25 protein-coding genes and 1 tRNA gene are annotated in these 17,726 nt (G+C 68.3%); 13 read left to right on the top strand and 13 right to left on the bottom strand.

What is annotated here, in order from left to right; genetic code table 11:
• Window positions 1–4: 4 nt before the first annotated feature.
• A complete protein-coding gene (locus tag FQU85_RS06525) occupies window positions 5–481 on the bottom strand; it encodes an NUDIX hydrolase (RefSeq protein ID WP_145845900.1) in 477 nt (158 codons plus the stop codon).
• 78 nt (window positions 482–559) lie between these two features.
• On the opposite strand from FQU85_RS06525, the gene FQU85_RS06520 reads away from it, so the two are divergent.
• From FQU85_RS06520 to FQU85_RS06490, 7 genes are all read left to right on the top strand, one after another.
• Window positions 560–1,075, top strand: coding sequence for a peptidylprolyl isomerase (locus tag FQU85_RS06520; RefSeq protein WP_145845897.1), 516 nt, complete (start codon window positions 560–562; stop codon window positions 1,073–1,075).
• Window positions 1,076–1,601: 526 nt separating this feature from the next.
• Complete coding sequence (locus FQU85_RS06515; protein ID WP_145845895.1) at window positions 1,602–1,940, top strand: ferredoxin; 339 nt, start codon at window positions 1,602–1,604, stop codon at window positions 1,938–1,940.
• Between the two features lie 40 nt (window positions 1,941–1,980).
• A tRNA-Leu gene (locus FQU85_RS06510) sits at window positions 1,981–2,065 on the top strand.
• Window positions 2,066–2,418: 353 nt separating this feature from the next.
• Entirely contained in the window at window positions 2,419–2,880 is a 462-nt protein-coding gene (locus FQU85_RS06505) for a DUF5813 family protein (RefSeq protein WP_145845891.1), read from the top strand.
• Window positions 2,881–2,969: 89 nt separating this feature from the next.
• Complete coding sequence (locus FQU85_RS06500) at window positions 2,970–3,224, top strand: VanZ family protein (protein WP_145845888.1); 255 nt, start codon at window positions 2,970–2,972, stop codon at window positions 3,222–3,224.
• Window positions 3,224–4,300, top strand: coding sequence for an archaeosine biosynthesis radical SAM protein RaSEA (locus FQU85_RS06495; RefSeq protein WP_145845884.1), 1,077 nt, complete (start codon window positions 3,224–3,226; stop codon window positions 4,298–4,300). The genes FQU85_RS06500 and FQU85_RS06495 overlap by 1 nt, the downstream gene beginning before the upstream one ends.
• A gap of 44 nt (window positions 4,301–4,344) precedes the next feature.
• Window positions 4,345–4,665 carry a hypothetical protein gene (locus FQU85_RS06490; RefSeq protein ID WP_145845882.1) on the top strand — a complete coding sequence of 107 codons (321 nt, stop codon included), beginning with the start codon at window positions 4,345–4,347 and terminating at the stop codon, window positions 4,663–4,665.
• Here the strand turns inward: FQU85_RS06490 and purQ are convergent, their stop codons facing one another.
• The 3 genes from purQ to FQU85_RS06475 form a co-directional block, all read right to left on the bottom strand.
• The gene (gene purQ / locus FQU85_RS06485; RefSeq protein WP_145845878.1) at window positions 4,666–5,340 is read right to left on the bottom strand and encodes a phosphoribosylformylglycinamidine synthase I; all 675 of its coding nucleotides are present in this window, start codon (window positions 5,338–5,340) and stop codon (window positions 4,666–4,668) included.
• Between the two features lie 52 nt (window positions 5,341–5,392).
• The gene (purS, locus tag FQU85_RS06480; RefSeq protein ID WP_145845874.1) at window positions 5,393–5,647 is read right to left on the bottom strand and encodes a phosphoribosylformylglycinamidine synthase subunit PurS; all 255 of its coding nucleotides are present in this window, start codon (window positions 5,645–5,647) and stop codon (window positions 5,393–5,395) included.
• Window positions 5,648–5,712: 65 nt separating this feature from the next.
• Entirely contained in the window at window positions 5,713–6,261 is a 549-nt protein-coding gene (locus FQU85_RS06475; protein WP_145845871.1) for a hypothetical protein, read from the bottom strand.
• Between the two features lie 142 nt (window positions 6,262–6,403).
• Between FQU85_RS06475 and FQU85_RS06470 the strand changes: the two genes are divergently transcribed.
• On the top strand, window positions 6,404–7,339 hold the full coding sequence (locus tag FQU85_RS06470; protein ID WP_145848765.1) for a formyltetrahydrofolate deformylase: 936 nt from the start codon (window positions 6,404–6,406) through the stop codon (window positions 7,337–7,339).
• A 1-nt stretch (window position 7,340) separates the two neighbouring features.
• On the opposite strand, the gene FQU85_RS06465 is transcribed toward FQU85_RS06470, so the two are convergent.
• The gene (locus FQU85_RS06465) at window positions 7,341–8,369 is read right to left on the bottom strand and encodes a phosphoribosylaminoimidazolesuccinocarboxamide synthase (RefSeq protein WP_145845868.1); all 1,029 of its coding nucleotides are present in this window, start codon (window positions 8,367–8,369) and stop codon (window positions 7,341–7,343) included.
• 137 nt (window positions 8,370–8,506) lie between these two features.
• On the opposite strand from FQU85_RS06465, the gene cofH reads away from it, so the two are divergent.
• Both cofH and FQU85_RS06455 read left to right on the top strand, forming a co-directional pair.
• Complete coding sequence (gene cofH / locus FQU85_RS06460; protein WP_145845866.1) at window positions 8,507–9,841, top strand: 7,8-didemethyl-8-hydroxy-5-deazariboflavin synthase subunit CofH; 1,335 nt, start codon at window positions 8,507–8,509, stop codon at window positions 9,839–9,841.
• A 4-nt stretch (window positions 9,842–9,845) separates the two neighbouring features.
• Entirely contained in the window at window positions 9,846–10,382 is a 537-nt protein-coding gene (locus FQU85_RS06455) for a metal-dependent hydrolase (RefSeq protein WP_206022075.1), read from the top strand.
• On the opposite strand, the gene cofG is transcribed toward FQU85_RS06455, so the two are convergent.
• From cofG to FQU85_RS06420, 7 genes are all read right to left on the bottom strand, one after another.
• Window positions 10,379–11,461 (bottom strand): 7,8-didemethyl-8-hydroxy-5-deazariboflavin synthase subunit CofG, encoded by a 1,083-nt coding sequence (cofG, locus tag FQU85_RS06450; protein ID WP_145845862.1) that lies wholly within the window; start codon window positions 11,459–11,461, stop codon window positions 10,379–10,381. The genes FQU85_RS06455 and cofG overlap by 4 nt on opposite strands.
• A gap of 39 nt (window positions 11,462–11,500) precedes the next feature.
• Complete coding sequence (locus tag FQU85_RS06445; RefSeq protein WP_145845860.1) at window positions 11,501–11,899, bottom strand: hypothetical protein; 399 nt, start codon at window positions 11,897–11,899, stop codon at window positions 11,501–11,503.
• Between the two features lie 25 nt (window positions 11,900–11,924).
• On the bottom strand, window positions 11,925–12,539 hold the full coding sequence (cofC, locus tag FQU85_RS06440) for a 2-phospho-L-lactate guanylyltransferase (RefSeq protein WP_145845858.1): 615 nt from the start codon (window positions 12,537–12,539) through the stop codon (window positions 11,925–11,927).
• The gene (locus FQU85_RS06435) at window positions 12,539–13,348 is read right to left on the bottom strand and encodes a DUF4398 domain-containing protein (RefSeq protein WP_145845856.1); all 810 of its coding nucleotides are present in this window, start codon (window positions 13,346–13,348) and stop codon (window positions 12,539–12,541) included. The genes cofC and FQU85_RS06435 overlap by 1 nt, the downstream gene beginning before the upstream one ends.
• Window positions 13,326–14,510 carry a tubulin/FtsZ family protein gene (locus FQU85_RS06430; RefSeq protein WP_145845853.1) on the bottom strand — a complete coding sequence of 395 codons (1,185 nt, stop codon included), beginning with the start codon at window positions 14,508–14,510 and terminating at the stop codon, window positions 13,326–13,328. The genes FQU85_RS06435 and FQU85_RS06430 overlap by 23 nt, the downstream gene beginning before the upstream one ends.
• 131 nt (window positions 14,511–14,641) lie before the next feature.
• Window positions 14,642–14,839, bottom strand: coding sequence for a hypothetical protein (locus FQU85_RS06425; RefSeq protein WP_145845851.1), 198 nt, complete (start codon window positions 14,837–14,839; stop codon window positions 14,642–14,644).
• Window positions 14,836–15,717, bottom strand: a complete 882-nt coding sequence (locus FQU85_RS06420) for a complex I NDUFA9 subunit family protein (protein ID WP_145845848.1) — start codon at window positions 15,715–15,717, stop codon at window positions 14,836–14,838. Before FQU85_RS06420 ends, FQU85_RS06425 begins: the two co-directional genes overlap by 4 nt.
• A gap of 82 nt (window positions 15,718–15,799) precedes the next feature.
• Here FQU85_RS06420 and tmk point away from each other — a divergent pair, with 82 nt between their 5' ends.
• Complete coding sequence (gene tmk, locus FQU85_RS06415) at window positions 15,800–16,375, top strand: dTMP kinase (protein WP_145845846.1); 576 nt, start codon at window positions 15,800–15,802, stop codon at window positions 16,373–16,375.
• A gap of 87 nt (window positions 16,376–16,462) precedes the next feature.
• On the opposite strand, the gene FQU85_RS06410 is transcribed toward tmk, so the two are convergent.
• Window positions 16,463–16,696 (bottom strand): Lrp/AsnC family transcriptional regulator, encoded by a 234-nt coding sequence (locus FQU85_RS06410; RefSeq protein ID WP_145845844.1) that lies wholly within the window; start codon window positions 16,694–16,696, stop codon window positions 16,463–16,465.
• Window positions 16,697–16,777: 81 nt separating this feature from the next.
• Here FQU85_RS06410 and FQU85_RS06405 point away from each other — a divergent pair, with 81 nt between their 5' ends.
• On the top strand, window positions 16,778–17,461 hold the full coding sequence (locus tag FQU85_RS06405) for a TrkA family potassium uptake protein (RefSeq protein WP_145845842.1): 684 nt from the start codon (window positions 16,778–16,780) through the stop codon (window positions 17,459–17,461).
• Between the two features lie 2 nt (window positions 17,462–17,463).
• Window positions 17,464–17,694 carry an Lrp/AsnC family transcriptional regulator gene (locus FQU85_RS06400; RefSeq protein WP_145845840.1) on the top strand — a complete coding sequence of 77 codons (231 nt, stop codon included), beginning with the start codon at window positions 17,464–17,466 and terminating at the stop codon, window positions 17,692–17,694.
• Window positions 17,695–17,726 lie beyond the last annotated feature (32 nt).

The raw sequence follows: 17,726 nt of genomic DNA, 5'->3' as shown, positions 1-17,726 counted from the left end.
GGCGTCACGGTTCAATGTAGCGGCGGAGCGCGTCGTCCACGAATCCCGCGGGAACACTGTCGAACCACCGAGCGGCCGCGATCTCGTCCGCGTCCGCGCCGAGTGTGCCCGCGTCCGGTATCTCCTCGTCGGCGCGCGCGTCGTAGACGACGTACTCGGCCGTGAACGCCGTGTCGCCCGTCGCCGCCGACACGTACGTCTGGTCGAGCACGACGAGCGCGTCCCCGAGAACCGGGTCGAGTCCGGTCTCCTCGCGGACTTCGCGGCGCGCCGCCTCCGCCGGGGTTTCGCCGGGTTCGACCGCGCCGCCGGGGAGCACCCAGCCGTCAGACCAGCGGTTCCGCACGAACGCGACGCGTCCTGCGGGGTCGCGGACGCGCGCCGCCGCGGTCGTCGCCGTCCCCCCGGTCGCCCACTCGCGGAACCGGTCGAGGCGACGTTCCGGGAGGACGAGTTCCTGGGGTTCGCGCGGCGCGTCCATACCCCGAATCCCCGCCGTCGCCCGATAAGCCCACCGCACACCAGCAGCGTTTTCCCGGCGAACCGCCTTCGCGTAGCCATGACCATCGACGCGACGCTGCACACGAGCGAGGGCGACATCGAAGTCGAACTCTACGACGAGAAAGTCCCGAACACCGTCGAGAATTTTGTTGGGTTGGCGACGGGCGAGAAAACGTGGACTGACCCCGAGACGAACGAGCGAGTCGAGGGCGAACCATACTACGAGGACGTGCCGTTCCACCGCGTCATCGACGACTTCATGGTTCAGACCGGCGACCGCACCGGCACCGGACGGGGCGGCCCCGGCTACGAGTTCGACGACGAGTTCCACGAGGACTTGAACCACGACGACGCCGGCGTCCTCTCGATGGCGAACTCCGGCCCGAACACGAACGGCAGCCAGTTCTTCATCACGCTCGGCGCCCAGCCCCACCTCGACGGCAAACACGCTGTCTTCGGGAAGGTGACGGACGGCATGGACGTGGTCGAGGACATCGGGAGCACGCCCACCGACCGCAGCGACGAACCGATGAAGGACATCGTCCTCGAATCCGTCGAGATTCACGACGAGTAAGGCGAGTCGTGAGCCAGCCAGCGCCGCACGCTGGCGTCGTTCACGACGAGTAAGGCGAGTCGTGAGCCAGCCAGCGCCGCACGCTGGCGTCGTTCACGACGAGTAAGGCGAGTCGTGAGCCAGCCAGCGCCGCACGCTGGCGTCGTTCACGACGAGTAAGGCGAGTCGTGAGCCAGCCAGCGCCGCACGCTGGCGTCGTTCACGACGAGTAAGGCGAGTCGTGAGCCAGCCAGCGCCGCACGCTGGCGTCGTTCACGACGAGTAAGGCGAGTCGTGAGCCAGCCAGCGCCGCACGCTGGCGTCGTTCACGACGAGTAAGGCGAGTCGTGAGCCAGCCAGCGCCGCACGCTGGCGTCGTTCACGACGAGTAAGGCGAGTCGTGAGCCAGCCAGCGCCGCACGCTGGCGTCGTTCACGACGAGTAAGGCGAGTCGCGGGTCAGACCGCGCGGTCTGACGTACTCCACGAGGGGGTTTTCGCGCGCGGAGAGCGATACGCGTTAGTCCCCGGAGGAGAGTTGTCTAGGTATGAGCGACGACGAGGGGTTCGACCCGAGCAGCGTCGGGGAGGCGGACGCCCCGCCGGTGTCGGAGAAGCCCTATAAGCTGATTTTCGAGGCGAACAAGTGCATCGGCGCGGGGAAGTGCGCGAACGTCTCCGCGAACTGGGAGATGGACCTCAAGTCGGGGATGGGGAAACCCGTCTCGTACTTCTTCGACGAGTCCGAACTCGACCACAACGTCGAGGCCGCCGAGGTGTGTCCCGCGAAGAAGGACGCGGGCGTGATTCACGTCATCGACCGCCGGACGAACGAGGAAATCGCGCCCGACCCGCACGGCGACGGCACCGTCAGCGTCGACTGGTAGTCGTCAGATTCAGGTAGACCGACCGATTCGATAGGGGTGCGCGAGGGTGGCTGAGCCAGGCCAAAGGCGGCGGACTTAAGATCCGCTCCCGAAGGGGTTCGTGGGTTCAAATCCCTCCCCTCGCACCTGCGACGAACGACAGTGAGGAGCGGTGCGAACAGCGTGGGATTTGAACTCAGTCAGGCGAACGGAGTGAGTCTGACGTTAGTTCAAATCCCTCCCCTCGCAGTTTTCCGAGTGAAACGAGGATAACTGCGTAGAGAGGGATTTGAAGCAGAGAGTGGAGCGTAGCGGAACGACTGAGGTTCAAATCCCTCCCCTCGCATCGTTTCTGAACGAAGTGAAGAACGATGCGGTAGAGGGATTCTGAAGTAGACCAGACGCAGCGCCCGAAGGGCGACCGTCTGGGCGTGGTTCAAATCCCTCCTGTGGTCGGTGACGCGAAACGCCCTTTTCGGTGAGTCTCTTTTGCTGGGGTATGAACGTCGAGTCTGAGTTCGAGGCGAGTGAGCGGTTCGAGCGCGGGGATGGTGTGTTCGAGGTTGTGGGGTCTGATTGGGAGGCGTCGGTGGTGCCGGGCGAGGACGAGTATCGGGTGCGGGTGGAGGTGCCGACGTTGGATGCGGTGGTGGAGGGCGAGGTCGGGGAGACGGTGTCGGAGGGGTGGTTCGAGACGTTTTCGCTGCGTGTCGAGGACGTGGGTGGGGTGACGTACGCGGAGTTGACGGCGGAGCCGGTGGTGGTTCGCGAGGGCGGGCGGGTGACGGTTGAGGCGGAGGTGGAGGCGCGGGAGGGAAGTGTCGCGGACGACGCGCTGGCGGTGGTGAACTACGTGGAGGGGACGTGGTTCGAGGGGATCGTGCCGGGGTACGAGTACGTGGCGGAGGTGCAGGAGATGCGGGAGCAGGCGCACCAGCGGGCCGAGGACACGCCGCTGTAGTCGTGCGGCGCTGGGCGATAGGGTGGGCGGTCGTGGTGTTGGTGGCGTCTCTCCTTCCGGCGGGGCCGCCGAGTGGCGGGGGGCTACCGGTGGATAAGCTCCTGCACGTGGCGGCGTATGCGGTGTTGGCGTGGCTGCTGGCGCGCGAGTCGTCGCTCTCGGTGCCAGTCGCGGTGGTGGTGGCGGTCGCGTTCGGGCTGTGCGTCGAGGGCGCGCAGGCGCTGGTGGCGTGGCGAACCGGGAGTCTGCTCGACGCAGTGGCGAACCTCGCGGGTGCGTTGGCGGGGGGTGCGGTCGCGGCGGTGACGAAGCGGCTTTACGCGCCGGACGGCTACGGCGAGTAATGAGTCAGCCGAGCCCCGAGGTGTACGAGTCGGGTCGGGGGATGGACGCCCACAACAAGGTGATGCGGGAGTTGCGGGGCGAGCGCGACGAGACGTACGACCCCCACGAGCCGACGCGCGTGTGGATAGACGAGGACAACACGCCGAGCGGCGTCTACCAGAGCCTCACTATCATTCTCAACACGGGCGGGTGTCGGTGGGCGCGCGCCGGCGGGTGTACGATGTGCGGGTACGTCGCCGAATCGGTGGAGGACGGGAGCGTCGAGCACGAGGCGCTGATGGATCAGATCCAGGTGTGTCTCGACCACGAGGCCGAGAACGCGGAGGAGACGTCCGGCCTCGTCAAGATCTACACGAGCGGGAGTTTCCTCGACGAGCGCGAGGTTCCCGCGGAGACGCGGAAGGCGATCGCGGAGACGTTCAGCGACCGGGAGCGCATCGTCGTCGAGAGCCTGCCGGACTTCGTGCAGGAAGACCGCGTGCGTGACTTCGTGGACGTGGGGTTGGAGACGGACGTGGCGGTCGGCCTCGAAACGGCGAACGACCGCGTGCGTCACGACTGCGTGAACAAGTACTTCGACTTCGCGGACTTCGAGGACGCCGCGCTCGAAGCGAAGGAGGCGGGCGCGGGCGTGAAAGCCTACCTGTTGATGAAGCCGCCGTTCCTCGCGGAGGGCGAGGCAGTGCAGGACATGAAGGACTCGATTCGGGCGTGCGCGGACGTGGAGGGCTGTCACACCGTCTCGATGAACCCGTGTAACGTCCAGCGGTACACGATGGTCGACCAACTGCACTTCCGCGGGGGGTACCGGCCGCCGTGGATGTGGAGTATCTGTGACGTGCTCGAATCGACGGCGGACGCGGACGCCATCGTCGTCAGTGACCCCGTCGGCCACGGCAGCGATAGGGGGCCGCACAACTGCGGGGAGTGCGACGACCTCGTGCAGGAAGCCATCAAGGACTTCGACCTCCGGCAGGACCCCTCCGTCTTCGATGAGGTGTCCTGCGAGTGCGAGCACACGTGGGAAGAAGTCGTGGAACGCGAGACGAGTTACAACCTCCCGCTCGCGGAGTAGTCAGCAACGAAATTTTTTGTTCGTTCGGTGAGAGATTTCAAGCGATGCGTGGCGCTCTCGCCGTCGCATTCGTGTGCTGCGCCCTCCTGCTCACCGCCGGGTGTCTCGGTGACGCGCGGAGCGGTCACCTGGAAGGCCGCACGGTCGCCGACGCGCCCGCGAACGCGACCGTCGTGGACTACGACGAGGTCGAGACCGAGGAAATCAGGCGGGTGGTGCGGGACGCCGCGTCCGCAGGCGAGGCGACGGTCGAACTCGACGGCGGGGAGTACGAGCGGGTGCGTGACGCCTACGAGGCGCTCGACGGCCGGTTCGTGCGGTACGACGGCGAACTCGTGGAAGTCGTGTTGCTGACCGAGCAGTAGTCAGTCGAACGCGCGGAGCACGCCCTGTCCGTCCGTCCCGCCGATATCGGGGAGGCTGGCGCGCTCGGGATGGGGCATGAGGACGGCGACGGTGTCGCGCTCGCCGAGCACGCCCGCGACGCCGTGCTTCGAGCCGTTCGGGTTCGATTCAGTACCGACGTTCCCGTGTTCGTCGCAGTACCGGAACAGCACTCTGTCTTCGGCTTCGAGGGCGTCGAGTCGGTCGTCGGCGATTTCGAAGCGGCCTTCGCCGTGCGCGATGGGGATGGAGAGCACGTCGCCCTCGTCGTACGCGCGCGTCCACGGGGTGTCGGCGTTCTCGACGCGGAGGTGGACGTGTTCGCACTGGAAGCGCGCGCTCGCGTTCGTGGTGAACGCGCCGGGCGCGAGGCCGGACTCGCTCCCGATTTGCGCGCCGTTGCACACGCCGAGCACGGGCACGCCGTCGGCGGCGAGGTCGCGCACGTCGTCCATCACGGGCGAGTGGGCGGCCATCGCGCCGGCGCGGAGGTAGTCGCCGTACGAGAACCCGCCGGGGAGCACGACGCCGGACGTGTCCGCGGGGAGGCCGTCCTCGTGCCAGACGATTTCGGCGTCCACGTCGAGGTGGTGGAGCGCGCGCAGGGCGTCGCGGTCGCAGTTCGACCCGCCGAAGCGGACGATAGCGACGGTCACCGCGAGACACCTCCGTGGACTCGCAGACCGGCGGTATCAGGGCGTTGAGCCGTCATTCGCGTTCGGTGACCTCCACGGTGTAGTCGTGGATGGTGGGGTTGGCGAGGAGGCGTTCCGCCATCTCGTCCGCGCGCTCGGCGGCGGCGTCCTCGCTCTCCGCAGTGAGGTCGAGTTCGAAGCGGTCGGTCGACCGGAGGCCGTCGAGGTCGAACCCGAGGCGTTCGAGCGCGCGCTTGGTGGTCTCGGCTTCGGGGTCGAGGACGCCGCGCTTGAGGCGGACGGTCACCGTCGCGGTGTAGGCGGTCATCACGCGGAGAAGCGCGTTCGTGCCCAAAAACGATTGTGGTTACGCGTCGTGTTACACGAACGTGGTCAGACGTGGGCGGACGGGGTGAGGGTTCGGGTGGCGCTGCACGCCCAGCGGGTCGGTCGGAGGCCGCCCGTGGTGAGAGTGAGGGCGACGTCGAGGCGGAGGTCGGTGTCGCCGCCCTCCGGGTCGAAGCAGAAGCCGTAGGTGAGCGTGTCGGCGTCGTCCGGGTCGTCAAGCGCGACGACCGCGCCCGCGGGATCGCTCGTGTGCGTGTAGGAGAACGCGGGGCGTTCAGTCGCGCTCGGCGGCCGCATGTAGAGCGCGCCGGCCGGGTCGCCGTGCGTGACGGCGAGGCGCACGTCCGCGTAGGCCGCGTCGTCCGTTCGCTCGACCCACGCGCGAAACGGGACGACCCCGGCGTCCCGCTCCTCGTAGAACCGCACGCCGGCGGCCGCGACCTCGTCGCCGTCCGCGGAGAAGGACGCGTACACTTCGCGGCCGTCGTCGATCCAGAGCGTCGTCGCCGATACCTCCGTCGAGAGGGCGGAACACCCCGCGAGTCCGGTCGCGCCCGCCGCGCCCGCGCCGGCGAGGAACGTTCGTCGCTGCATACCCGGGACGTGTCCCGGTCGCCGTAACTACCTACCGGAGACCACGATGGCTCTTTGAGTGACCAGGGTTTGCGCGGAAGGCTATCCTTTTGGCCGTCCCCGCCCTTCTACGGGTGATGACTCGACTACGGCGGTGGTGCGCGTGACCGAGGAGTACACGGAGATTACGGTCGTCGGCGACGATAGAACCGGACTCGTCGCGAACGTCACCAGCCTGCTGTTCGAGCGCGGAATCAACATCGAGGACATCGACCAGGCCGTGCGGGAGGGCGTGTTCCGGATGACGCTGCGCGCGGACACCCGGGAGATGGTGTGCACGCGCGAGACGCTCACTGACGCGCTCGACGACCTCGCGGACGACCTCGGCGTCGACATCCGGGTGCGGTTCCCGGACGCCCGCGAGACCCGGGGTATCGCGGTGCTCGTTACCCGGGAGTCGCACTGCCTCGAGGACTTGCTGTCCGCCGCGGGATCGGGGAAGCTCGACGGCGAAATCCGGGTCGTCGTCGGGAACCACGACGACCTCGAACCGGTCGCTGAGTCCGCCGGCGTTCCCTTCCACGACATCGGCGACGGGAGCGGGACGCCCGACGAGTCCGAGTTGCTCGACATCCTCGACGAGTACGGCGTCGACCTCGTGGTGCTCGCGCGCTACATGCGCATCCTCAGCCCGGACGTGGTGTTCCGGTACGAGGGCCGCATCATCAACATCCACCCGAGCCTCCTGCCGGCGTTCCCGGGCGCGCAAGCGTACCGGCAGGCCGTCGAGGAGGGCGTCCGGGTGGCGGGCGTGACGGCGCACTACGTGACGACCGACCTCGACCAGGGCCCCATCATCACGCAGCGCGCGTTCGACGTGCCGGACGACGCCACCGTCGAGGACGTGAAGGCGCGCGGCCAGCCCCTGGAGGCGGACGCGCTCCGCGAAGCCGTCTCCCTCCACCTGAACGACGACGTGAGCGTCCACCGCGGCCGCACCCGGATACGGGAGGACGCCGACGACTACCAGCTCGGCCTGCCCGACCCCGCGAGCGACGCGAACCCCGAGATGCCCGTGGACGAGGCGCTCGACGACTAAGTTAGAGGTCGCGGACGGCGTCGACGGCCGCGTCGAGCGCGGGCGCGTCGAAGAAGGACGTGTCGGTGTAGGCGTTCGCGCCCGCCCGGTAGAGGTCGCTCGTCGCGCGAACCACCGAGCGCGGGAGCTGATTTGGAGTGCGTTCGCAGAACTGTTTCCAGTCCGCCACGTCCTCCGCGTCCGCGCGCGCCTTCGCCGCGGCCACGTCCTCCACCCAGTCCGGCTGGGTGCGCTTGTAGTACTGGCGGACGACCTCCTTCGACACCTGCTGGTCGCCGTAGGAGAACCTGTTTTCGTCGAGCGTCCCGACGGCGTCCGCGACCCGGATTTCGCCGTCCGCGAGCACGCACTCGATTTTGCCGTCCTGGTGGGTGAGGCCGACGGCGTCGGCGCGCTCGGTGACGAGGTCGTTCACGTCGAGCGCGACCGATTCGAGTTCGTTCACGTCCGCGGGCCCGGCGATGCGCTCGGCCTCCTCGACGTCGAGGTAGCGGTCGCCCTCTTCGAGCTTCGTGGAGAACTCCACGACGGGGTTCGGGAGGGTGACGGGTTCGTCCGGCCAGCTATCGAGATCGAGGCCGCACTCGGCGGGCGTCGCGCGCGACCGCAGACTCGACCCGACGGGTACCGAGTTCCGGAAGACGATTTCGAGGGGGACGAGGACGTTGTCGCGGGCGGCGGCGTAGTAGGCGTCGTAGTCGTAGTCGCGGCCGTCGTGCGGCAACTCGGGGACTGTCGCGAGGTCGACCGCCATCTCTGCCGGCGCGTCCGCGTCGGCGTCCAGCGCGTCCAGTTCGACCGTTTCGCCGTCGGCGACGACGCCCCGGTAGTGGGTCGGGATGCCGCGGGCTTCGAGGCGTTCGAAGTTGAACGCGCTCATCGCGCAGAGGCTCGCGCCCTTCCCGGGTATCTCGTCGGGCATCTTCCCCCAGTCGAAGACGGAGTAGTCGTCCGTGAACGCGAACCGCCCGCGGCCGAGGCGGTCGGCGGTGGCGGCGCGGTCGACGTGGAGATCCTTGACGCTCGTCATACCGGGGAGAGCGGACGCGACTCACAAAGCGGTTTCCATTACCCTGCCCAAACCCCCTCGTTTCCGGTGGAGAAATATGCGCGTTCGTGTATCCCCGCGACCGGCCTGTTTTTCACCTCCGACCGACATCTACGAGTATGTCGCGCGCCGCCTCGCTCTCGGCGGACGAGTTCGACTACGAGTTCGTCCCCGAGACCGACCAGTCCTTCGAGAACGCCCTCGCGAACGCCCGCGACGGCCGCCGCCTCTCGGTCGCGGACGGCGTCGAACTCATCACCACGGGCACCGACACGGCCGGCATCGATCCCGAGCGCAAGGAGCTCGTGCTGGAGGCCGCAGACCGCCGGCGCGCCGAGGTCGTCGGCGAGGAGGTGACGTTCGTCGCGAACGTCAACAACAACGTCACCACCGCCTGCAACACCGGCTGTCTGTTCTGCAACTTCAAGGACACCGCCCACCAGTTCGAGACCGAGCACGACGCCGAGCACGCGGGGTTCACCAAGACTCTCGGAGAGTCACGGGACATCGTCGCGGACGCGGTCGAGCGCGGCGTGTACGAGGTGACCTCCGTGTCCGGCCTCCATCCCGGTCTCGCGCTGAACGACGACCACCACGAACTCCTCGACCCGGACGACCCCGAACTCAACTACAAGCCCCCAGGAGCGTACGACACGCCGCCCGCGACCTACGAGGAGTACATCCGGGGGATGGCGGAGACGGGCGCGCACGTCCACTCGATGACGCCCGAGGAGGTCGAGCACGCCCAGCGCGGCGCGGACTGGGACTACGAACACGTCTACCGCGAACTCCACGACGCCGGACTGGACACCGTCCCCGGAACCGCCGCCGAAATCCTCGTGGACGAGGTGCGAGACGTCATCTGCCCCGGAAAAATCGACACCGGCGAGTGGGTCGCGTCGATGGAGGCCGCCGCCGAAGTCGGGCTGCCGATGACCGCGACCATCATGTACGGCCACGTCGAGAACGCGATGCACCGCGTGAAACACCTCGAAGTGGTGCGCGACCTCCAAGACCGGACGGGGAACATCACGGAGTTCGTCCCGCTCTCCTTCGTCCACCAGAACACGCCCCTGCACGAGCACGGCGTCGTCGAGACCGGCGCGAGCAAGGAAGAAGACGAACTGATGATAGCCGTCTCCAGGCTCTTCCTCGACAACGTAGCGCACGTGCAGTCGTCGTGGGTGAAGTACGGCGACGAGCACGGAATGAAGCTCCTGAACTGCGGGGCGGACGACTTCATGGGCACCATCCTCTCCGAGGAGATCACGAAGCGCGCGGGCGGCGAGTACGGCGAGTTCCGGAGCTTCGACGACTACGTCGAGATGATAGCGGCCATCGGTCGCGTGCCCGTCGAGCGCTCCACGGACTACACCGAACGCCGCCGCGTCACGGGCGACGGCCCGCACGGCCCGACACTGGGGCCGGAGGCGGACGGCACGCCGCTCCTCTAGCGTGATGGCGACCACGCACGCCGCCCTCGGCGTGCTCCCCGCGCTCGTCGTCCTGCGGTTCGACCCGGCGCTCGCCGTCACCAGCGCGTACGCGGGGTACGCGGGCGGCGTGTTCCCCGACCTCGACCTCTACCTGGAGCACAGGAAAACGCTCCACCATCCCGAACTCTACCCCGCGCTCGCCCTCCTCGCGACCCTCGTCGCGCTCGCGTACCCGACGCCGGTGAGCGTCGCCGTCGCGTGCTTCCTCGTCTCGGCCGCGCTCCACTGCCTCACCGAAGTGCTCGGCGGCGGCCTCGGCCGGAAACCCTGGCTACGCGACGACCACCGCGGCGTCTACTCCCACCTCGGCCAGCGCTGGCTCCCGCCGCGCCGCGTCATCCCCTACGACGGAAGCCCGCGCGACCTCGCGCTCTGCGTCATCGTCACCGTCCCGCTCCTCGTGGTTTTCGACGTGCGAGTGCGGTGGCTGTTGCTCGGCGGACTCGGTATCTCCGTGCTGTACACGGTGTTCAGGAAACGCCTCGCCGGCTGGGTTTAATCGAGCACGGCGCGGTAGCGCTCGCCCGCGGCATCGTCGGCGTCGAGAGCAGCGTGGATGCGGTCGGACACCCAGTCGTCGTCGAGGTAGTGTTCGTAGACCGGGAGGCGTTCGCGGAGCGGGACGCCGGCGTCGTCCGCGATGGCCTGGAGCTCTCTGACCGCCGGCCACTCGTAGTCGGGGTTGATGTAGTCGTCCGTCACCGGCGACACGCCCCCGAGGTCGTCGATGCCGCAGTCGAGCACCTCACGGACTGGCGCGAGGTTCGGCGGCACCTGCACGCTCACCGACTCCGGGAGCACCGCGCGCGCCATCGCGACCGCGCGCCGCAGCGCCTCGACGCCCGGCGACCCGCCCCGCCAGCGCTCGTTGTTCGACACTGGCTGGACGATGACCTCCTGGATGTGGCCGTAGCGCTCGTGGAGTTCGCGGATAGCGAGCAGGGACTCCGCGCGGTCGCGCCAGTCCTCGCCGATGCCGACGAGGATACCGGTGGTGAACGGAATTCCGAGCTCGCCCGCGTTCCGGAGCGTGTTCAATCGCTGTCCGGGAACCTTCGCGCGCGGGCCGCCGTGGGCCTGCACGTCCGCGGTGGTTTCGAGCATCACGCCCATCGAGGCGTTCACGTCCGCGACGAGTTCCATCTGTTCTCGCGTCTGGTCGCCGGGATTCGCGTGCGGAAGAAGCCCCTCGTCGAGCGCGATTTCGCAGGCGCGCCGGAGGTAGTCGTGGATGGAGTCGAACCCCCACTCGTCGAGCTGGTCGTGTACGTCAGTGTAGCGGTCGTCCGGGTCGTCCCCGAACGTGAACAGGGCCTCCGTGCAGCCCGCGTCCGCGCCGCGGCGCACCGCCTCCCGCACGTCGTCGGGACGCATCAGGTCGGCCTGGCCGGGCGGGTCGTAGTACGTGCAGTACGTGCAGGTGTACCGGCAGGCGGTCGTGAGCGGGAGGAAGACGTTCCGAGCGAACGTGAGCTCGCTCGCGGACTCGACGCCGTCGGGCGTGACGGCGAGCGCGGCGTCGATGTCGCTCTCGGCGACGGAGAGCGAGATGTCGTACTCGTCGGCGCCCGGAATCATTCGCGAAGGCGTTACGGGTACGCGGTGAAAGCGCTTGCGCTACCGGGCGGCGTACTCCTCGCGATGGCGGACGACGAAGGAGAGGTAGCCGACGGCGAGGCCGCCGCCGATGCCGATCCAGTCCGTGTACCCGGCGAGTCCGAGCGCGAGCGCGACGGCGAGCGCGACCACGCCGGCGAGCGCTGCGTCGACAGCGTTCTCGACGGGCGGCCGGGTTCGCAGCACGTCGGTGCGCGGGCCGCCGCCGATGGGGAGGTAGACGTCGGAGACGACGAGCACCAGCGCGGCCGCGGCCGCGGAGGCGGCGGTCGCCGCGACCGCGCCCTCGACGACGAACACGAGCGCGGACTGGAGGACGAACCAGACGACGACCGCGAGCGCGATAGCCGCGGCGAGCGCCGCGGCGGCGCGCGCGAACCGCGAGAGGAACGACGACATACCCGAGAGTCGCGGCGGCGCGTGCTTAGGGGTGTCGCTCGACGGCGACCCGTCCGTCGCCGGTCGAGAGGCGGAACCCGGCGTCCCGGAGCCACCGAGTAGCGCGGCCGTCGCCGTGCAGGAGGAGTTCCGCGAGGTCGCCGGGTTCGTCGATGTCGGTGGCGAGCCGATGGGAGTCGAGTTCGCGGAGGCTCGCGCCCACCGCGTGCGCCGCTCGGCGGTGGTCGCGACAGGACGCGCCGTGGTAGTCCACGCGGAAGTCGGAGTGGCGGACGACGAGCGCGTTCGTCCCGCCGCCCCGGCCGGGCGCGAGCACGACGTCGCCGGACGCGTCGAACAGCCGGGAGAGCGCGCGCGGCGTCGCCAGCCCGAGGTCGGCCATCACCACCGCCGTCGGTTCCTCGCCCGCGTCGAGGACGGCGTTCACGGCGGCGGAGAGCGAGCGGTCGTCCACGGTCACGGGAACGTCGGCGTCCACGGGCGCGGTCGCGAGGAGTTCGGGGCGGCCGCCGGCCGCGCGCACCGCGTCCAACACGTCGTCGCGGAGCAACGCGGCGAACGCGCCGCGCTCGTCGCTATCGAGAACTGGTGCGAGGCGGGAACACGGATTCCGGCCGTCGAACGGAACGAGGACGCGCACTACGCGAGCTTGTCCTGCGAGCCCTGATTCCGCCGGTAGAGGAGGTAGCCACCCGCGGCGAGCAGGACGACCACGAGCGCCACGCCGCCGTACAGCAGGAGCCGCGTCGTCTGCTGGGACTGCTGGGCTGCCGAGAGCGCGTCCTCAGCCTGCTGTTCGGCCTCGTTCGCGAGGTCAACCGCCAGTTGGAAGTTCGCGTTGTTGTACGCCGAAACGGCGTTCTGGAGCGTCGCTTTCGCGTCGGAAACGGAGACATCGGAGTTCTCCGCGTCCTGAATCGCGGCCTTCGCCTGGTCTATCTGGGTGCGCGCCTGACTCGACTGCTGCGTGTACGGCCGCGTCAGGTACTCGCTGATGGTGGTACTGGATCCGCCCTGCTGGGTTTGTGCGAACTCAGCGACCGTGTACTGCTGGGGCGGGTCGTAGCTCCAGAGGGACTCCGATACCTCGGGCACCGTCGCCTGCAGGCGAACCGTCGCGCGGACCGCGCCGTCACTCGCGACGAGCGCGTGTTGGAACGACTGGCCCGTGTACGTCTCCTGCGCGATCTGCTGGCCCGTGTTGTCGTACGTCGTCACCGTCCACGTCACCTCGGAGAGGTCGGTCTCCGCGGTGAGCGTCCACTCGTTGTACTCCGTGAACAGGTCGGTGAGCGTGTACGTCCGGTCGACGGTCGACCCGACCTCTGCGGTGTCGGGCGCACTCCCGTCTATCGACGGCACGGCGGCCGCTGCAGGCGCGACTGCCGCGACGAGGAGGACGAGACCGAGGACGGCGACGACCGCTCTAGAAGAGCGATTCGAGTTCATCGTCGTCGTCTTCGACGAGGTTCTGCAAGTTTTCTTCGCTCTCGTCTCGAATCTCGTCGATGTTCTCCTGCGCCTCGATGGCGACCTGCTGGAGTTCCTTGATCCGGGGGACGTTCGTCACGCCCGCGAGCAGGACGACCGCCGCGACGCTCCCCGAGTTCGGCACGGGGTAGTCGCCGCCGCGGACTTCCATCGACCCGGTCTGCTCCTCCAGCCACTTCCGCCCGCGCTCGATGCCTTTCCGGTTGAGGAAGGCGGGCGGGCCGGCGGTGACGAGGAGCGCGCGCTCCGCCCCGTCGATCTCGCAGGGGAGGGTGAGCCGGCCGAGCGCGGCCTTCCGCACCAGACTCGTGATGCGGTTCGTGGTGTTCGCGGAGTCCTCCGGCTGGCTGTTCGAGCCGCCCGTGAACTTGGAGAGCAGGCCTCCGCCCGAACTCCCGGAGGTCTCGACGGTCTCGGAGGCGTATCCGACCGTGGAGACGCCGCCGCCCGCGAGCGTGTTGATGATCTCCGAGGAGTCCACGACGGACTCCGCGACTTCGCCGCCCTGCTCGACTTCGCCCGCGCCGAACAGGACGCCGAAGCGCTTGACGATCTCCTCGTTGATCTCGTCGTACCCGCCCTGCACGGACTCACCGGTCTTCCGCCAGGCGTCGTTGTCGAACACGAGGAGGTTGTCCACCTCGCGCACGAACGTCTGGAACGACCGCGCGGCGTTGAGCGTGTAAATCCCTCCCTCGTCGCCGCCCGGCAGGATGCCGAGGCCGTAGACGGGTTCGGTGTAGATGCGCTTGATGTGCTTCGCGAGCACGGGCGCACCGCCGCTTCCCGTACCCCCGCCGAGTCCGGCGAGGACGAGGAACGCGTCCACCTCGTGGACGGGGATGCTGTCGATTGCACCCTGGACTTCGTCGATGTCCTCCTCCGCGATTTCCGCGCCGAGTTCGTTGTCCGCGCCGACGCCGTGCCCCTTCACCCGGGACTGCCCGATGAGGACGCGATTCTCTTCCGGAACGTGGTCGAGTCCCATCAGGTCGGCCTTGGCGGTGTTGACGGCAACAGCGGCCCGGACGATACCGGAGCCGTGCTTCTCGTCGTACTCGAGGAACTTGTCGAGTACTTTCCCACCGGCTTGGCCGAACCCGATCATTGCGAGTTTCATGGTGGCTACCGTTGCCAATAAGAGTGCAAAGGCGGAGATAAGCCTTTTGATGGGGTTAATAGATGACGGGCTGAAACGCCCGAATACGGCGTTCTGAACGGGTCTAAACGTGTCGTTTAGGCAGTGATTACTCAGGCTGCGAGGCGTTCGCCGAGGGCGCGGGCGAGGAAGTACACACTGCAGAGTCCGCAGGCGGCGGCGAACAGGCCGACGGTGACCGCGAACCCGAGCGGGAGGGCGAACCCGAGGGCGGGAGCGGCGACGAGGAGCGCGTAGAGACTGGCGGTACTGACGCCGAAGGCGACGCCGCGGCGTTCGTGCGGTTTCACGCGACGCCGAGGTAGTCCGCGAACGTCCGGAGGTCGCCCGCTGAGACGCCGAACGCGTCCACGTCGTTCTCCGAGACGGTGTTGTCGAACCGCAGCGAGCGGTACTGGTCGGAACCCATCGGTGCGCCCGGTAGCACGTCCGCGACGGAGAGGCCGATCTTCGCGAGCGCCATCGGAATCGGGAGGACGCGCGTGGACGTCCCGTCCGCGCGGTAAACGAGGCGGGTGACCTCGGCGAGCGTGAGTTTCTCGGGGCCGCCGAGTTCGTACGTCTCGCCGTCGTGCTCGCCGTCGAGCGAGTCGGCGAGCATCGGCACGAGGTCGTCCACCCAGATGGGCTGGAAGCGCGTCTTCCCGCCGCCGGGGAGGCCCGTGACGTACGGCGTCGTGAGGAGTTTCGTGAAGGAGACGAACTCGCCGCCCTCGCCGAACACCACCGAGGGCCGGACGATGGTGTGGGTCAGGCCCGAATCGCGGACGGCGTCCTCCGCGAGGCCCTTCGCGCGGATGTACGCGGTCGGGCCGGTCGGGTCCGCGCCGAGCGCGCTCATCTGCACGAGCTTTGCCACGCCGTGTTCCTCGGCGGCCTCGACGACGTTCTGCGTGCCGCCGTAGTGGACTTCGAGGTGGCGTTCGTCGCCGCCCGACGGCTTGAACAGCGGGCTGAGCGCGACGAGGTTCACGACCGCGTCGACGCCCTCGAACGCGCCCCTGATGGAGTCGAGCGCCGTCACGTCCCCGACGTACGTGTCGACGCCCGACGGTACTTCTCCCTCGGGGGAGCGCGAGAGCGCGGTCACGTCGTGTCCGCGCTCCGTGAGTTCGGCGCAGAGTCGCGTCCCGATGAATCCCGTTCCGCCCGTGACGAGTACGTGCATACGAGGACTGAGGTGGGCCGGTACCCTAAATGGTGCGCCCGTCCCGGAAGCCGTTTAGGCCTCCCCCACGCAGTAGCGGTGAATGCTGATCACGCTGGAGGGAATCGACGGCAGCGGGAAGACGACGGTCTGGGAGGCCCTCCGCGCCGACCGCGAGGACGCCGTGTTCACGCGCGAGCCGACGGACTCCTGGTACGGCGACGCCGTCCAGCGCTCCATCGACGACGACGACGCGGACGCGGTCGCGGAGGCCTTCCTCTACACCGCCGATCACGCCGCGCACCTCTCCCGGGTGGTGCGGCCCGCCCTCGAGGAGGGCGACCTCGTCATCTCCGATCGGTACTCCGACTCGCGGTACGCGTATCAGGGCGTCGCGCTCGACGGCCGCGTGCCGCGGCCGATGGAGTACCTGCGGGGGATTCACGCGCCGTGGACCAGAGAGCCGGATCTGACGCTGTACTTCGACGTCGACCCGGAGACGGGCGCGGCGCGGGCGGGCGCGACGAACAAGTTCGAGCAGGTGGAGTTCCTCGCACGAGTCCGGGAGAACTACGAGACGCTCATCGACTGGGATCCGGCGCGGTTCGTGCGCATCGACGCGACGCGCCCGCCGGAGGACGTGCTGGACGACGTCGAGGACGCGCTCGCGGACGTTTAGCTGAATCGAGGCACTAAGCCCCCTTCCTCAAGGAGCAACGCAGGGAGCAAAGCGACCGAGTAGCGCAGTAGGGAGGGGATACAGCGTTCACGCGGACATCGAGATGTACGTCTTCGTGTCCTCCACGCCGTCCAGCCCCTGTATTTCGGTGGAGGCGGTGTTGAGCACGTCTCCGACGGCGTCCCCGTCGGCCTCCGCGATGACGTCGTACTCGCCGGCGACGACGTGCGCGTCCGCGACGAACTCCAAGTCGATGATTGCGTCACGGGCGTCGGCGGACGACCCGGCGGCCGTCTTCACCATGATGAACGCGTGTACCATACCGATGGGTTCGCCGGCAGTCCGCAAAAAGCTTGCCGCATGTTCACAAACCTATATGGGCCGGGCGAGCCTACTCGGAGTATGCGCTTCGTTATCATCGGTGCCGGACGGGTGGGGTTCCGCACGGCGCGCGTCATCGCGAACGAGGGACACACTGCAGTCATCATCGAGAACAACCCGGACAAGGTCGAGAAGGCGCGCGCGGAGGGGTTCGAGGTCATCGAAGGCGACGGCGCGAGCGAGGAGGTGCTCGTGGACGCCGACCTCGATTCGACGGACGCGGTCGGCGCGCTCACCGGCGACCTGAACGTGAATTTCGCGGCGTGTATGGTCGCGAACGCGCACGGCTGCCGAACGGTCCTCCGCATCGACGAAGACTACCGGGAGAACATCTACCGGAAGTACGCGGACGAGGTGGACGAAATCGTCTACCCCGAGCGCCTCGGCGCGATCGGCGCGAAGAACGCGCTGCTCGGCGGGAACGTCACCGCCATCGCGGACCTCGCGGAGAACCTCCAGGTCGTGCAGTTCACGGTGACGGCGGACGCGCCGATGCAGGGGTACACCGTGACGGAACTCGAACTCCCCTCGCGGAGCCGCCTGCTCGGGTTCGGGAAGAAGGAGGAGTCGCTCGGCCTCCCGCTGCCGGACGACACGCTCGAGGTCGGCGACCGAATCGCCGTCCTGGCGGAGTTCGACGCGCTGGACGACGTGCGCCAGATACTCGTCGGCGAGGAGCCGTCGCGGGCCTCGGGGGTGAACTGAGAATGGTGGTCGCGTACGTCCTCATCAAGGCGAACTCGGGCGAGGCCGACCGCATCCTCGGCGAGATCGCCGACCTCGACGGCGTCGTGGACGCGCACATCGTCGCGGGCGACGTGGACTTCATCGCGAAGCTCGACGTGGAGTCGCCCGCGGGCGTGAAGGAGGTGAGCGCGAACGGCATCCAGCGCGTCCGCGGCGTCGAGAGCACCGAGACCTACCTCTCGATGGAGTAGCGGGAGTACGTTTTTCGTGTCGGACGTGGAAC

It is taken from the genome of Salarchaeum sp. JOR-1 (genome assembly GCF_007833275.1).
In the GTDB taxonomy this organism is placed as follows: Archaea; Halobacteriota; Halobacteria; order Halobacteriales; family Halobacteriaceae; genus Salarchaeum.
Note: the sequence above shows the minus strand (reverse complement) of the source record. Positions and strands in the feature narration are given on the sequence as shown.

Bases quoted from the DNA above. Each gene is read 5' to 3' on its own strand.
- cofG (WP_145845862.1), bottom strand. From the start codon at position 11,461: ATGATTCCGGGCGCCGACGAGTACGACATCTCGCTCTCCGTCGCCGAG.
- cofH (WP_145845866.1), top strand. From the start codon at position 8,507: ATGTCGCGCGCCGCCTCGCTCTCGGCGGACGAGTTCGACTACGAGTTC.
- FQU85_RS06420 (WP_145845848.1), bottom strand. From the start codon at position 15,717: ATGCACGTACTCGTCACGGGCGGAACGGGATTCATCGGGACGCGACTC.
- FQU85_RS06455 (WP_206022075.1), top strand. From the start codon at position 9,846: ATGGCGACCACGCACGCCGCCCTCGGCGTGCTCCCCGCGCTCGTCGTC.
- FQU85_RS06410 (WP_145845844.1), bottom strand. From the start codon at position 16,696: ATGGTACACGCGTTCATCATGGTGAAGACGGCCGCCGGGTCGTCCGCC.
- FQU85_RS06430 (WP_145845853.1), bottom strand. From the start codon at position 14,510: ATGAAACTCGCAATGATCGGGTTCGGCCAAGCCGGTGGGAAAGTACTC.
- FQU85_RS06515 (WP_145845895.1), top strand. From the start codon at position 1,602: ATGAGCGACGACGAGGGGTTCGACCCGAGCAGCGTCGGGGAGGCGGAC.
- FQU85_RS06490 (WP_145845882.1), top strand. From the start codon at position 4,345: ATGCGTGGCGCTCTCGCCGTCGCATTCGTGTGCTGCGCCCTCCTGCTC.
- FQU85_RS06435 (WP_145845856.1), bottom strand. From the start codon at position 13,348: ATGAACTCGAATCGCTCTTCTAGAGCGGTCGTCGCCGTCCTCGGTCTC.
- FQU85_RS06445 (WP_145845860.1), bottom strand. From the start codon at position 11,899: ATGTCGTCGTTCCTCTCGCGGTTCGCGCGCGCCGCCGCGGCGCTCGCC.
- FQU85_RS06525 (WP_145845900.1), bottom strand. From the start codon at position 481: ATGGACGCGCCGCGCGAACCCCAGGAACTCGTCCTCCCGGAACGTCGC.
- FQU85_RS06400 (WP_145845840.1), top strand. From the start codon at position 17,464: ATGGTGGTCGCGTACGTCCTCATCAAGGCGAACTCGGGCGAGGCCGAC.
- FQU85_RS06495 (WP_145845884.1), top strand. From the start codon at position 3,224: ATGAGTCAGCCGAGCCCCGAGGTGTACGAGTCGGGTCGGGGGATGGAC.
- FQU85_RS06520 (WP_145845897.1), top strand. From the start codon at position 560: ATGACCATCGACGCGACGCTGCACACGAGCGAGGGCGACATCGAAGTC.
- FQU85_RS06465 (WP_145845868.1), bottom strand. From the start codon at position 8,369: ATGACGAGCGTCAAGGATCTCCACGTCGACCGCGCCGCCACCGCCGAC.
- purS (WP_145845874.1), bottom strand. From the start codon at position 5,647: ATGACCGCCTACACCGCGACGGTGACCGTCCGCCTCAAGCGCGGCGTC.
- tmk (WP_145845846.1), top strand. From the start codon at position 15,800: ATGCTGATCACGCTGGAGGGAATCGACGGCAGCGGGAAGACGACGGTC.
- FQU85_RS06475 (WP_145845871.1), bottom strand. From the start codon at position 6,261: ATGCAGCGACGAACGTTCCTCGCCGGCGCGGGCGCGGCGGGCGCGACC.
- FQU85_RS06405 (WP_145845842.1), top strand. From the start codon at position 16,778: ATGCGCTTCGTTATCATCGGTGCCGGACGGGTGGGGTTCCGCACGGCG.
- FQU85_RS06505 (WP_145845891.1), top strand. From the start codon at position 2,419: ATGAACGTCGAGTCTGAGTTCGAGGCGAGTGAGCGGTTCGAGCGCGGG.